This is a genomic window from Pseudidiomarina salilacus (assembly GCF_047323925.1).
GTDB lineage: Bacteria > Pseudomonadota > Gammaproteobacteria > Enterobacterales > Alteromonadaceae > Pseudidiomarina > Pseudidiomarina salilacus.
Genome location: NZ_CP178751.1, coordinates 199,814 through 212,773, shown reverse-complemented (window position 1 = coordinate 212,773; position 12,960 = coordinate 199,814). Strand labels below are relative to the sequence as shown.

The 12,960-nt window shown below is 50.3% G+C and carries 13 protein-coding genes, 1 other RNA gene and 1 pseudogene; 5 read left to right on the top strand and 10 right to left on the bottom strand.

From position 1 onward, the window contains the following. Positions 1-54: 54 nt before the first annotated feature. Positions 55-597 (bottom strand): hypothetical protein, encoded by a 543-nt coding sequence (locus ACJ8W9_RS00985; RefSeq protein WP_411359982.1) that lies wholly within the window; start codon positions 595-597, stop codon positions 55-57. 133 nt (positions 598-730) lie between these two features. Here ACJ8W9_RS00985 and ACJ8W9_RS00980 point away from each other — a divergent pair, with 133 nt between their 5' ends. After that, positions 731-1,045 carry a YebG family protein gene (locus tag ACJ8W9_RS00980; protein ID WP_411358070.1) on the top strand — a complete coding sequence of 105 codons (315 nt, stop codon included), beginning with the start codon at positions 731-733 and terminating at the stop codon, positions 1,043-1,045. Continuing rightward, a complete protein-coding gene (locus tag ACJ8W9_RS00975) occupies positions 1,045-2,478 on the top strand; it encodes a hypothetical protein (protein WP_411359979.1) in 1,434 nt (477 codons plus the stop codon). The genes ACJ8W9_RS00980 and ACJ8W9_RS00975 overlap by 1 nt, the downstream gene beginning before the upstream one ends. Here ACJ8W9_RS00975 and ACJ8W9_RS00970 read toward each other — a convergent pair. From ACJ8W9_RS00970 to ACJ8W9_RS00940, 7 genes are all read right to left on the bottom strand, one after another. After that, entirely contained in the window at positions 2,444-4,450 is a 2,007-nt protein-coding gene (locus tag ACJ8W9_RS00970; protein WP_411358068.1) for an LTA synthase family protein, read from the bottom strand. The genes ACJ8W9_RS00975 and ACJ8W9_RS00970 overlap by 35 nt on opposite strands. 125 nt (positions 4,451-4,575) lie before the next feature. Then, entirely contained in the window at positions 4,576-4,749 is a 174-nt protein-coding gene (locus ACJ8W9_RS00965) for a hypothetical protein (RefSeq protein ID WP_411358067.1), read from the bottom strand. 134 nt (positions 4,750-4,883) lie between these two features. Continuing rightward, positions 4,884-5,243: a transfer-messenger RNA gene (gene ssrA, locus ACJ8W9_RS00960) on the bottom strand. 89 nt (positions 5,244-5,332) lie between these two features. Beyond that, complete coding sequence (elbB, locus tag ACJ8W9_RS00955; protein WP_411359978.1) at positions 5,333-5,986, bottom strand: isoprenoid biosynthesis glyoxalase ElbB; 654 nt, start codon at positions 5,984-5,986, stop codon at positions 5,333-5,335. A 59-nt stretch (positions 5,987-6,045) separates the two neighbouring features. Then, the gene (locus tag ACJ8W9_RS00950) at positions 6,046-6,456 is read right to left on the bottom strand and encodes a VOC family protein (protein ID WP_411359976.1); all 411 of its coding nucleotides are present in this window, start codon (positions 6,454-6,456) and stop codon (positions 6,046-6,048) included. Then, positions 6,440-7,252 carry a DUF817 domain-containing protein gene (locus ACJ8W9_RS00945; RefSeq protein ID WP_411358064.1) on the bottom strand — a complete coding sequence of 271 codons (813 nt, stop codon included), beginning with the start codon at positions 7,250-7,252 and terminating at the stop codon, positions 6,440-6,442. The genes ACJ8W9_RS00950 and ACJ8W9_RS00945 overlap by 17 nt, the downstream gene beginning before the upstream one ends. A 3-nt stretch (positions 7,253-7,255) precedes the next feature. Next, complete coding sequence (locus ACJ8W9_RS00940) at positions 7,256-8,356, bottom strand: NADH:flavin oxidoreductase (protein ID WP_411359974.1); 1,101 nt, start codon at positions 8,354-8,356, stop codon at positions 7,256-7,258. 94 nt (positions 8,357-8,450) lie between these two features. Here ACJ8W9_RS00940 and ACJ8W9_RS00935 point away from each other — a divergent pair, with 94 nt between their 5' ends. Next, positions 8,451-9,287 (top strand): NAD-dependent protein deacetylase, encoded by an 837-nt coding sequence (locus ACJ8W9_RS00935; protein ID WP_411358062.1) that lies wholly within the window; start codon positions 8,451-8,453, stop codon positions 9,285-9,287. Here ACJ8W9_RS00935 and rimI read toward each other — a convergent pair. Further along, positions 9,267-10,391 (bottom strand): ribosomal protein S18-alanine N-acetyltransferase, encoded by a 1,125-nt coding sequence (gene rimI, locus ACJ8W9_RS00930; protein WP_411358061.1) that lies wholly within the window; start codon positions 10,389-10,391, stop codon positions 9,267-9,269. The two genes, ACJ8W9_RS00935 and rimI, sit on opposite strands and share 21 nt — an antisense overlap. A 103-nt stretch (positions 10,392-10,494) precedes the next feature. Between rimI and purM the strand changes: the two are divergent. After that, positions 10,495-11,578: pseudogene (gene purM, locus ACJ8W9_RS00925) on the top strand (phosphoribosylformylglycinamidine cyclo-ligase). Further along, positions 11,538-12,176, top strand: coding sequence for a phosphoribosylglycinamide formyltransferase (gene purN / locus ACJ8W9_RS00920; protein ID WP_411358060.1), 639 nt, complete (start codon positions 11,538-11,540; stop codon positions 12,174-12,176). Before purM ends, purN begins: the two are co-directional and overlap by 41 nt. On the opposite strand, the gene ACJ8W9_RS00915 is transcribed toward purN, so the two are convergent. After that, entirely contained in the window at positions 12,177-12,881 is a 705-nt protein-coding gene (locus ACJ8W9_RS00915; RefSeq protein ID WP_411358059.1) for a DUF3108 domain-containing protein, read from the bottom strand. Positions 12,882-12,960 lie beyond the last annotated feature (79 nt).

Below are 12,960 nucleotides of genomic sequence, written 5' to 3'. Positions count from 1 at the left end.
TAGAGTGCGTTTGAGTCACTATCAAGCCAGTTGGTCTTCAGTCTGCTCTCACGACTAGTTGCAATCTCCGTAAGCTTCGCTATAGCTGCGGCCAAAACAAGACATTAAATTTTCAACCACCTGCAAGTTCGGGGGCCATTGAATGTCGACCGGGTTACCGTCGGCATCTGTCATGTTCATACCACTCGGCTTGGGTAGTGCTGAGAGCTGATCATGTGCTTGTTGAAGCGCCTCAGCATCTTGCTCAATAAAAGCGATGGTTGCGTTCACATAATAATTCCAGCCCATAGTGTCAGATTCAGTATAAGTCTGCTTGAATAAGGCGACCGCTTGTTCATTTTGCCCCGCTTCGGCACGCATTTGGCCTTCGTGCCAGCGCATAATGCTCAGTTGTCCTTCGCGGAGATCTGGCTTGCTGTCGCGATAACGTTGAATTAAATCGGCTGCGGCTTCAGTGCACCCCTCACGGTTTGCAACTTCGCGCCAACCGGCCTCCATGGTTTGATCGAACTCCTGAAATTCAAGTGCCATATAGTCGGTGCCGGGAGTCAAGCATTCAACTCCAGATAAGAGCAAAACTATAAAAAGTGAATTCATGGAATAGCTTCCTTAATTTTATAACAAGGTGTTAACGTAGCAGAAAATTCAACCAAGTAAAAAGGGTTGCGGTGCGACCTATTAAACTGTATAAACGTACAGTATTATTTACTAACACGTATGGGGATAAATAATGGCTGTTGTAACGCAATACGTTGTTGTTCGAAACGGAGTAGAGAAAATGACATTTACCAGTAAAGCTGAAGCTGACGCCCACGATAAAATGTTGGACATGGTAGATGAGTTACTCCCGTTACTCGAGCGCAGTGAAGCGGTGAGCGACGAACAAAAATTAGAAGATTTAGCCTTCTTTTTAGCGCGTGAACGTGAGCAAGTTCTCATAGCATTGGGTGCGAAGAAGCCAGCGAAAAAGAAAACCGTAAAATCTGCTGCTAAAGCCGAGGTTGAGGGTTCGAGTGAAGCTGCCAAAGAGAGCGCCGCCGCTTAATGAAACAAGCAATATCTGGGGTGACACTTGGTATTGCGGTATTCATCGTTGCTCATACAACGGGTGCCAGTGAGCCTAACAATGAGGCTAGTGTTAAGCAGGATCTCCTGAGTTTCGGCCAGCAAATCCAACAAAAAGGCACCGATTTTAGCGCGATTTGGCCTGGCTTCTGGCCTTTAGAGCAAGCTTTTATTGTCGTCAATGAGAGTCAACAAACGCTTGTCTACACCCCTGCTAATGCACCTTTAGTTGATGATTATACCGGCGAAGCATTAGCAAACAACTTTTACTATTACCCGACCCTACTGCCCGGTCTTGATGATTTTAAGTATGAAATTGATTTCGCATTACCCGACGATCAGCTCGCCACCGCTATCAACATAACCGACGGTGGCGAAATAGAGGACATCAGCACCTTAATCCACGAAGCTTTTCATGGTTACCAACGACGTTCCTTTACCAAGCGCAACGAAGTGAACTTTCTGCCACCTGAGGCGCTCGAGTCCATTGAAGCTCGCGCCTTGTTGGCGCTGCAATACGAGTTGGCGCGACGTGTTTTAACAACGCAAGAGCCAGAACTAATCGATGACTGGTTGCAATTGCGCGCCATCATTGCAGACAAAGTACCAGCGGTTGCCGCTTATCTAGCCTACATGGAACAAATTGAGGGCACTGCACAATGGGTAGGGATGACTGCCACTCAACAAACGCAAGAAGCCTTTGTTGAGAGCTTCGATAAGCTATTTACGAGCTTCACCTCCAACATGAACCGCCCGCTTGATGTGCGCACCAGTGCCTATGTGACCGGTGCAACCCTACTGAGCGTTATTGAAGCGCAATCCTCTAACCGTGATTGGCAACAGCAAATAGAGCAAGGTGTCACACCGCTTGAATTAGCGCATGAATTATTCGCCATAGAGGCCGCAAACGAGCAGTTACCGACGCTACTTGAGCAATATGATTACCCGTCATTTGTCGCCGCAATCGAAGCTGATGCAACCGGCATCGCCAGCGTTGCCGATGTTGAGCAAACACATCCCTATTTGCTCGATATCCATGTAAAGGTAAGCCCCGAAGAGGTTGCGAAAACCGGACTACCGATGAAATTTAACGCTGGTAACGCTGGTTTTCATGAATTGGAGAAATTGCTACTCCTGTTGCCTGACCCACATAGTTTCCAAATCACCTCAGAACAGAGTCTGGTAGACATTCGCACCTTACCTGTGCGTATCGACATGCGCGAGATAGCTGAGGGCGGCGTGCGCATCAGTGTATGGTCTCGAGAACCATGGTTAGAGATTCAAGGGTTACGTAGTTTCGACAAAGCGCAAAAACTTGAGATCTTCTTCGGTGACAGCTCAGTAGTGACTCATGCCGCTTGGCAGCTAGACAACGCTTCTACTGCTGAGCATGTCGTGCTGCGCTTGAAGTAGAACCGTTCAGCCGGTCACCGCTAACGTGATTCGGCACGTGATAAGCCTGCTGCTGGTACAACAGAGACGGTAAAATTGCATGCGCCGTTGCACTATCCAACAAACTCGATTGGACGGTAGCATCGGCCTGAAAACGTTGCTGCTGCGGATCAAGCACCCCGGTAAAATCGTCGTTAGGCGTCACAATCGCCATGTCACTGCCTTGCAGCCAAGCAAAATTCGAGCCGAATTGCATCATCGCGCGGTTAGCCGGTGGCTGGCTTGCGTCAGATAAGTCTTGTCCCAATGACGCCGTCCATGCCGACACGCCAGCCAACGAGACGACCGTCGGTAACAAGTCGATTTGACTCGTCACCGCGCTGATCGTGCGAGGTTCAATGGAGCCGCCAAGAATCAAGCCAGGAATCCGAAACTTACTCACCGGAACTAATTCATCGCCATAGACCCGCGTATCATGGTCAGCGACGACCAAGAAAATAGTGTCTTCCCAATAACTACTCTGCTGCGCTTTACGAAAGAACTCACCGAGGGCAAAGTCGGCATACTTCACGGCATTCTCAACGCGTTGTTTGGGTTCCGCATACAATTCAATACGCCCATCGGGAAACTCAAAAGGCTCGTGATTAGACGACGTGAATACGAGCGAAAAGAACGGTCGTGCCTGAGCGTTAAGAGCTTCGAATCGTGCGTGTGCGCTATTGAATAGATCTTCATCACTGGCACCCCAGCTGCCGATAAATACCGGATTCTCTATTGCATCGACGCCGCGCACCGACGCAAAGCCATTGCCGACAAAAAAGCGCTGCATATTGTCAAAGTGCGTTTCACCACCGTACATGAATTCAGTGAAATAGCCTTGTCGTGCCAGCAAATCGGCATAAGTGAAGAAGCCCTGCTGCGATAACGGCAATTTCACCACACTGCGCGCCGGGGTAGGCAAAAATCCTGTGATTACAGCTTCTATACCACGTACCGAGCGTGTACCCGTCGCATACAGGTGTTCAAACCACCAGCCTTGTGCACCTAAAGCATCAATCTCTGGAGTTACCGGTATGCCGTTGAGCTTTTCTACAAAAGTCGCACCAAGACTCTCTTCGAGAATCACCACGATGTTTTTGGGCTGCGCATAGCTACGCGAAGCTTGGTTGTAATGCACCGTCGGGTAGGCCTCGAATGGAAATTCCTTATCGGCAAGATAATCGTCCTGCCGCACTTTTTGCATGATCGCAGCGAGTGTTCCCTCGCCGTAAATAAGCCCCGCATCCGCCTCATGCCGCATGCTATAAAGCGCATACTCAACTGAATACGCCGAACTGATCACCAAATCGTTGACCAACGCATCACCCGTCACCGCGAACAAGGCTGGATTTGCGGGCCTGTGATCGAGCGTTGAACGAACTCCCAACACCATCAACACCAGCAACACCGGCCAGACGATCAGCACAGATGAAGTTAAACGCTCTGGCGCACGCAAGCGCCGACTGAACTTCAACAGTAATGCGAAGACCAACGTCAACGCACTGGCTGCAGCCATCAACCACTCGGCAAAACCACCCCAAAGCATACTAAAAACTTCTTGTGGATAGGTCAGGTATTCCACGAACAAGCGATTTGGACGCAAATCGTATTGCATGATAAATGCCGGCGTTGCAACCTCCATAAAGGCCACATAAGTAAGCGCACCCACAAACCAAGTTCGCTGAATAGTAGAGCCCCATCGACGCAGCGGACGCAGCCAAAAAACCGGGAGTAGCAGCAGCATCGGCAGCGTCAAGTATCCCATTTGAATACAGTCGGCACGAACGCCCAACAGCACTAGCTCACCGAAACCTCCGCTCGCCGCTACACGTTCGTACTGCCATAGCATTAAGGCCAAACGACTTAGCGATAAGATCAGCAGCCCAGTCAAATAGCCCAATAGCAGCACCCGAAACGGCTGCACCGCCCGCACAAGCTTGTGGAAAAGACGCATTAGAGAATAACTCACTTTTGCAATTTAGATTGCCTAGGAGCTTAATTTGCAATACTTAAGGAAAACTTATGAAGGGTTTAGCAAGCGCGGCTATGACTAGCCGCAAAAAGTTCAGTCCCAGTGCGTTAATTGCGACGCACCGCCGCCTTTTTACCGAGCCAAACGCCAAATAGCATCGCCGCGATAATAAATAGCAACGCGTAATCTTGCACAAAAGTGAATTCAGTCAGCTGATTAATGGTCACTAAGATTACCGTCACGATGACAATACTGACAGCAGGAAATAGGTAATTCTTCATGGTCGTTTTCTCGTTGTTTTATTGTTTAAGTGTTCATTTTTTAAACGAGAGTTTAGCTCATAACCGCGAGCCTTGTGTTACAGCCGCGTTACAGATATAAAAAAGCCGCTCGGTGAGCGGCTTTTTATGGGATTTGGTGGAGCTGGCGGGAGTTGAACCCGCGTCCGTAATACCTACATCCTCGGTCCTACATGCTTAGTTAGTCTTTTAGTTAATCACCAAGTCGCCGACTAACAGGCTACTTAAGGTGACGATCCCGATTGGTTTTAACGTCTTGGCTACGGGCGAAGCCTCCACGCGAGTCTGCTTTGGGGTGAACCGACTGATCCTAGTCTCACAGACAAAGCGCTAGGGGTCGGACTCAGCGGGTTATTAAGCCGCTAAAGCGTAGTTGTCGTCGTTTGCAACTATTAAGTTGAGGCTTTTTACGAGGCCAGCCTCACCTCGGCATGCACCTTGGGTTTCGTGTATCCCGTCGAATCCAGATCAGCCCCAGGTTTTTCTTTTCATAACTTGCGTACTATACCTAAGACAACGTTCAAGCGCCAGAAGTTCCGCGCTCGAACGCTTATCTATTCACCAGTTACGCTGCCATGTACAACACTTTTTCGACCAATTTGCTGATGCCCTTTTCTGCATCAACAAGGTTTTCGGCGAGCATGTACGCGGGCGTGGTGACCAAACGGTGGTTGTCATCCACGACGATGTCATGCACCGGACAGTCGACGTGCTTGCCACCCATTTTTTCAATCGCACCAGCGACTTCGCTGTCGTTACCAATGGTAACGCGCACGCCTTGGCCATAAATGTGTGGCAAGAGTACGGGTGCAATGCACATGTAACCTGCGGGTTTACGTGCGGCGACAAAGGCTTTACCGACGGCGAGCACTTGTTCGTTCACTTGCATGTCGGCACCGTTGACCGCGAAGTCACAAAAGTTTTTCGCGACGCCAAAGCCACCCGGCAAAATCAATGCATCAAAGTCCGCCGCATTTAATTCACTCAAGGGTTTTACCTCGCCACGGGCGATGCGTGCGGCTTCAACTAAAACGTTGCGTGATTCACCAGCCGCCTCGCCGCGCAAATGATCAACCACATGCATTTGCTCGATGTCTGGCGCAAAACACTGGTAACTCGCGCCTTGTTTGGTGATATGTAATAAGGTCAGCACGGCTTCGTTTACTTCAGCGCCATCAAAAACGCCAGAACCTGAGAGTAAAACGGCTACTTTTTTCATGCGTCCATCATCCTTTTGTTGCTCGCTTACCCACAAATATGAGGGCGCAAGCACAGATTTCAAGCCGTGTGCTTAGGATTATAAACGACTTCCCACAAGTGGCCGTCGGGGTCGCGGAACACGCCGCCATAACCACCCCAAAACAGTTCACGTGCGGGCTTCACTACCGCGTCGCTGGGTAAAGAGGCCATAATGGCATCGACATCAGCAGCACTGTCGACATTGTGTGCTAGCATCAACGCGGTTGAATCACGACTGCCAACGTTGACACCGCAATCATGGGCTATGCTTTCGCGTGGCCACAGGGCGAAAGTTAAACCTCCGGCCATCTTAAAAAATGCTACGGCACCGTGTTCAAACTCAGTACCGATAATACCCTCGGTAGGTAAGCCAAGTACGTCACGATAAAAAGCAACAGAGCGCGCTAAATCATCAACACCGAGGGTAATATAACTAATCCGTGGCTGCATGGGCCGACTCCTTTTGAGGCGTGCGCTCGCACTCCTTAATGTCTTTTATCAATGTGACTAGCACAAAGCTAAGCAGCATCAGCAAGAACCATGAACTTAACTTTGCCAGTGGCACCATTTCCCAGCCATCTCTTTGATTCGGATAGATCCAAATATTAGCAAAGGTGGCAATGTTTTCGGCAAACCAGATAAACATCGCCACTAGGAACCAGCCGACGAGCAAAGGCATGCTGCGATGCTTCGAGATCACTTTAAAATATATCGTAGTGCGATAGAACATCAGCAACGTTACCGCTAGTAAAATCCAACGAATGTCCCAAATGAAATGATGACTAAAAAAGTTAATGTAGACCAAAGTCACGAGCAACATCGTCGCCCATTTCGGTGGATAATAGGAATATTGAAAATCAAAGAGGCGCCAGACCCTCGCTAGATAACTACCTACCGCGCTATACATAAATCCGGTAAACAAAGGTACATTCGCGATGCCAAACACATAGGCTTCAGGGTAAACCCAAGCGCCAATCGCATCTGACGTCTTAAACAGTTCCATTAGCGTGGCAACTAAATGGAAGACAACAATCACGAAGGCTTCGCGTAGCGTTTCAAGCTTAAAAATCAACAGAACAACTTGGAAAGCAATAGCTGCCAGAAAGATGAAATCGTAGCGGTGTAATCCGTCAATGGGATACCAGTAGCGGGTAATTAGCATGACGGCGAGTAGAAACCCGCCGAACACACAGGCGTTGGCTTGTTTTAAGCCAAAATGCCAAAACTCAATGATAAAGGTTTTCACATGTCAGTCTTTCTGATCGGCGCGCCAGCGCATTTCGTTCTCGACGTTGGCAATGGGTTGCAACATGGCGAAGTCGAGCGCGTCGACGGGTTCACCACCTTGTATTTTGCGTACAAACGCGGGATCAGCCAGTGCGGCTTTGCCAAGCGCCAATAGCGCGTCAGGATAGCTATTCGCGACATCCTGATAGTTCTCGTCATTAATGCCACCGTTGACAATCAAGGCAACGCCAGTATCTTGCACAACCTCAGCAAGCGAACGGTCACCGTCACGCAGCGAAGCTCGGTCCGCACTGGTGTCAGTGGTATGAATAAAATCAATACCTGCATCGGTTAACGCCTGGACTAACCATGCAAATCCTTCTTCGCCCTCCGGCCATTGATAATCTTGATCAGTGATAGTGATTTGCGACAAACGAATGCCAAGCGCAAAATCATTGTCGACCATTTCACGTGCCGATTTCACCAAATCCAGTATAAACTTGGCGCGTTTCTCCAGCGAGCCACCAAATTTATCCTCACGAGTGTTGAAATGTGTGCTGAGCATCTGGTTGAGCAAATAACCATTGGCGCCGTGCAGTTCGACGCCGTCAAAACCGGCTGCTTGCGCATTGCGGATGGCACCCAAAAAGCCGTTCATGACTTGATCAAAATCAGTCTCGGTCATTGGTTTTGGCTCGAACCAAGCTTCTTGATCACCGTACAAACCCAGAGGTTTTGCCATTGGCTTTTGCTCAGTTAGACCAATTGGTTGGTCGACATAGCGGTTGTATTGCAGCTGTGCGCCAGCATGCATGATCTGCGCAATGATTTTACTGTCCGCTGCATGCACCGCTTTGACGATAGGTACCCATGATTCGGTTTGAAGTGCATCCGCCAGCCCCGGCTGATACGCGTAGCCTTGACTCGCGGCTTGATCAGGATAAATACCCTCAGTGATTAGCAGACCAAAACCACCTTTGGCGTAGCGTACATAATGATCGACCATAGCTGCGTTAGCACGGCCATTGGCTTCGGCACTTACGCGTGTCATCGGTGCTAGCGCAAAACGATTACGCAGGCGCAGCCCAGCAAAATCTACTGCATCAAATGGCGAATCAAACATCTACATCCCCTCTTTTAAAATGAACCGGTTCGATCGAAAACACTGATACATACGTTGTATCATAAATAAGGATTAGTTGAAGTAAGAGTCTAGCATGCAGATCAGCGACGTTACTCAGGCCGCGAGTGCCCTCCAGCAATTTTTACAACAACAGCAGCCAGTTACCGTTCTAACTGGGGCTGGGTTAAGCACCGATTCTGGCATTCCGGATTATCGTGATGCCAAAGGTCAATGGAAGCGCAATCCTCCCATGCAACATCAAGAGTTTATGCGCGATGGTGAATTACGCAAACGTTACTGGGGGCGCAGCATGCACGGCTGGCCTGTGCTCTATCATGCGCAGCCCAATGCCGCGCACCATGCGCTTGCAGAGCTGCAACACCAGGGCCTCCTCGGCACTATCATTACGCAAAACGTAGATGGCCTGCATCAGCGTGCCGGCAGTCACGATGTGATTGATTTACACGGTTACGCAAACGACATGGTTTGTATGAGCTGTCAGGCGCGATCGCCGCGCTTGGCCATGCATGAACGCTGTATCGATTTGAATCCGCACTTTGCGGCACTGCAGGCTGGCAGTGCGCCCGATGGTGATGCCGATCTTGAAACTGATTTTAGCGACTTTCGGGTACCCGACTGCACCGCGTGCGGCGGCATATTAAAGCCCGACGTAGTGTATTTTGGTGATAACGTGCCGCGTGAAAGGGTTGAGCGCGCACAAGCCGCCTTGCGCAACAGCGGTGGGCTGCTCGTGATTGGGTCATCGTTGATGGTGTTTTCCGGCTTTCGCTTTGCCCGCCAAGCCGCGGCAGATTCGCAACCCATCGCCCTCCTGACGCTTGGTACGACTCGCGCAGACAGCCTAGCGCAATTACGCTTGAATACCGATATCAGCGAAACTTTAAGTAGTTTATTGCTGTCGCCGGCGTAATACCAAAGCAGCCTTTTGCTTGCGCTTACCAAAGCCGAAAGCCCGACGAAAAGTCGCCAACGGAATAGGCAGATATTGACGCTCCGCAGGCGACTGCCAGGGTAGCGAATCTTGGTCTGGATCGTTGATATAAATGTAGTTTTCGTCGGCGGCGCAAATGAGCACCCAGTGCGGTGCCTTGCTTTCGTCAAACACATACGTGCTGATCAAAGCGACCACTAAACTGCCCAGCTGCAAATCTTCAATAAGTTGCGCCAAGCTGTAATCACCTACGCAAATCGGTACATTCGCCGCCCGCAAAGCGTTAATATCGGCTTCTTGGATGCGCGCCATCACCGCTTTTTTCTCACTATTGCGCACCGAATCCAACAGCAACGGGCCGTCATGACTCACATGCAGGGTCACATCCATGCCCCGCCGGCGGGCGGCGCGGGCGAGTCCATGTGGGCCACAACCACCATGGCCAGAAGTCATATAAATAGTGGTCGCTTCGCGCCAAATCTCGAGCTCTTCATGCTCCGGATCGGTCGAAGGAATGTCAAAAAATGCCATCGCCATCAACAAACTTGCTGGTCCGCAGGTAAATTCGGTGGTTTGCGTGCGATACGGGACTAGCTTTTGTGCATCGTTTTGTCCGGCAGGTTCTTCATAGCGCGGCAACAACTTCTGTAATACCAGAGCATCACTGTCGTCCTCGTAATACTCGGGACGGATTTCCATGTCGTAGTAACCAGCCTTGTGGTACATCTCTTGCGCAGCGAAATTGTCGGTTTTAACCTCAAGTCGCAAGAACAAGCAATGTTGCTCGTCAGCGGCATCTTCAGCCGCTTCAAGTAGCTGCGAGCCGATGCCCTGACGACGCCACTGCGGTGCTACCGCCAAAGAATACAACCGCGCCAGTTGCGTAGCTTGGCGATACAGCACAATAAAATACCCCACCACTTGGTCGTCTACTAACGCCACTTGAAAGTCACCAATCTCTTGGTCAATAAAGCGACGGAAGCTACGACGACTGATGCGATCGGTGCTGAAACTTGCCTGCTCAATCGCTTCGAGTGCATCAAGATGCGAGCGATCAGCGCGGCAAAGAATGGCTGTAGTCATGGCAAACCTTAGTGGCGAATATGCGCGCATAGTATATCGCAGTCCTGTACGGAAAGTGGTACACTAGCGCGCAAATTTTTTGCCCCGATTGAGGACCCCTGCCGTGAGTGATCAAAAACCGTCGTTGAGCTACAAAGATGCTGGTGTCGATATCGACGCAGGCAATGCGTTGGTCGAACGCATCAAAGGTGTAACCAAGCGTACCAAGCGCCCTGAAGTCATGGGCTCGATTGGTGGCTTCGGTGCCTTGTGCGAACTGCCTACCAAGTATAAACAACCAGTTTTAGTGTCGGGCACCGACGGTGTTGGCACCAAACTGCGTCTTGCCATTGACCTTGGCAAGCACGACACGGTCGGCATCGATTTGGTCGCTATGTGTGTCAATGACTTGATTGTCCAAGGTGCAGAACCGTTGTTCTTCCTCGACTACTACGCCACTGGCAAGCTAGACGTTGACGTCGCTGCCGACGTGGTGACAGGTATTGGGGAAGGTTGTGTACAAGCAGGTTGCGCACTGATTGGCGGCGAGACAGCGGAAATGCCTGGCATGTATGAGCACGGTGATTACGATATCGCTGGCTTCTGTGTTGGGGTGGTAGAAAAAGCCGAAATTATTGACGGTACCAAGGTTGCGCCCGGCGATGCATTGATTGCGCTTGCGTCAAGCGGTCCGCATTCGAACGGCTATTCCTTGATCCGCAAAATCATTGAAGTAAGTGGCGCTGATGTTGCCAACGAGCAACTCGATGGCAAACCACTTGCTGATCACCTGATGGCCCCCACCAAGATTTATGTGAAGTCGGTGCTGAAAGTCCTCGAACAACATTCGGTGCATGCAATTTCCCATATCACCGGAGGTGGTTTCTGGGAAAATATTCCTCGCGTGTTACCTGATGATGCGAAAGCAGTCATCGACGACAGCAGTTGGGAATGGCCAGCAGTATTTAACTGGTTGCAACACAACGGTAATGTCTCAACCAAAGAAATGTATCGCACCTTCAACTGTGGCGTTGGTCTGATCATGGCAGTACGCCAATCGGAAGCCGCTGCCATTGTTGAGGAACTGCGCGCCCAAGGCGAAGACGCTTGGGTGATTGGCCAAGTCGACGCCCGTAACGACAACGAAGCACAGGTAGAAATTCGTTAATGAAACGCATTGTCGTACTTATCAGTGGCTCTGGCACTAACATGCAAGCCATCGTCGATGCTTGTGCCGCCAAGCGCATCGACGGTGAAGTCGTTGCCGTTATCAGTAATAAAGCTGAGGTTGGCGGTTTGAGCAAAGCCGAAAAAGCTGGCATCGCCACCGCTGTGCTGTCGCACAAAGATTTCGATACGCGTGAAGCTTACGACGCCGAGCTGCAACAGCTGGTCGATAGTTTCTCGCCTGACGTGGTGGTGCTCGCTGGTTTTATGCGTATTCTGACGGCTGACTTTACTGCACACTATCACGGTCGCATGCTCAATATCCACCCTTCCCTGCTACCCAAATATCGTGGAGTAAACACCCATCAACGGGCGCTAGATAATGGTGATAAGGAGCATGGTGTTTCGGTGCATTTCGTCACCGAGGAGCTCGATGGTGGACCGGTGATTCTGCAAGCGGTGGTGCCGGTATTCGAAGAAGACACTGCGGACGATCTACAACAACGCGTGCATGCGCAAGAGCACCGCATTTATCCGTTAGTTGTCCAGTGGTTGTGTACTGGCCGCCTGCAACTGACCGAGAAAGGCGCAGAGCTTGACGGCGCCCTACTTGGTCCGCAAGGCTATGCCGTCGACTGATTAATTGAGCTGTTCCAACAATAGGGTGGCGACTTCGTCACCCTCTTTTCTCTGTTGCATTTTGACCAGAACGAAATCATGCGCAGGCGCAAACCAAAATAGCGTTTCACGGCGCGAGTTTTCACGCACCCGCTGCACTTTCACAGCTTCCACTTCACCGTAAGGTAACCGCAAGGTTTCAAGCTCACCACGACTGAATTTTTGGGTGTCATGTTCGCCTTTGTCATCGACGATGGTGTAAGTGAATTCACTGTCATCTTGATGCGTCAGATCAAAGCGCAGCTGCTCGAGCATACTCGCCTCATCAATTAACTGGGGATTCCATTCAATTGGCAAGGGTGCTCCCGAGTCCACCTCGATGACTTGTTGCGCTGCATTATCAAAACGCACATGCAGAGACTTGTTACGCCCGGTACCACTGCGTTTAAAGTAGAATTCCTGTGGGCTCACTCGATTGTCCTCAAACGAAAATTGCGCGTCATAACGGCGCACATCAGACAAGAATAAGAAGGAGATTTCAGTTTCATTGTGCAGATGGAAACTGCCATCTTCGTTGCGTACCAGACTGCGCACCGCTTCACCATAGTTGGAGCCGCCACGCTGCACTTCGTAACGCGCATCATAAGGCTTTAAGTCTGCTGCTAATGCTTGGCCAATAGGTAAAAATGTTAGCGCTGTCAGCAACCATACTGCCGTTGATTTCATACTGCTCCGCTCCTTTCTGCTCACTTTTGTGAAGGCTGACCGTTTTGCTTCACAATACTCAGACAATAACACAGTTAAA

What these genes read in the sequence shown, in the direction of transcription:
- ACJ8W9_RS00950 (WP_411359976.1), bottom strand. Translation starts at nt 6,456, where the DNA reads ATGCAGCCACGGATTAGTTATATTACCCTCGGTGTTGATGATTTAGCG.
- ACJ8W9_RS00935 (WP_411358062.1), top strand. Translation starts at nt 8,451, where the DNA reads ATGCAGATCAGCGACGTTACTCAGGCCGCGAGTGCCCTCCAGCAATTT.
- ACJ8W9_RS00970 (WP_411358068.1), bottom strand. Translation starts at nt 4,450, where the DNA reads ATGCGTCTTTTCCACAAGCTTGTGCGGGCGGTGCAGCCGTTTCGGGTG.
- purN (WP_411358060.1), top strand. Translation starts at nt 11,538, where the DNA reads ATGAAACGCATTGTCGTACTTATCAGTGGCTCTGGCACTAACATGCAA.
- ACJ8W9_RS00965 (WP_411358067.1), bottom strand. Translation starts at nt 4,749, where the DNA reads ATGAAGAATTACCTATTTCCTGCTGTCAGTATTGTCATCGTGACGGTA.
- rimI (WP_411358061.1), bottom strand. Translation starts at nt 10,391, where the DNA reads ATGACTACAGCCATTCTTTGCCGCGCTGATCGCTCGCATCTTGATGCA.
- ACJ8W9_RS00985 (WP_411359982.1), bottom strand. Translation starts at nt 597, where the DNA reads ATGAATTCACTTTTTATAGTTTTGCTCTTATCTGGAGTTGAATGCTTG.
- ACJ8W9_RS00940 (WP_411359974.1), bottom strand. Translation starts at nt 8,356, where the DNA reads ATGTTTGATTCGCCATTTGATGCAGTAGATTTTGCTGGGCTGCGCCTG.
- ACJ8W9_RS00915 (WP_411358059.1), bottom strand. Translation starts at nt 12,881, where the DNA reads ATGAAATCAACGGCAGTATGGTTGCTGACAGCGCTAACATTTTTACCT.
- ACJ8W9_RS00980 (WP_411358070.1), top strand. Translation starts at nt 731, where the DNA reads ATGGCTGTTGTAACGCAATACGTTGTTGTTCGAAACGGAGTAGAGAAA.
- elbB (WP_411359978.1), bottom strand. Translation starts at nt 5,986, where the DNA reads ATGAAAAAAGTAGCCGTTTTACTCTCAGGTTCTGGCGTTTTTGATGGC.
- ACJ8W9_RS00975 (WP_411359979.1), top strand. Translation starts at nt 1,045, where the DNA reads ATGAAACAAGCAATATCTGGGGTGACACTTGGTATTGCGGTATTCATC.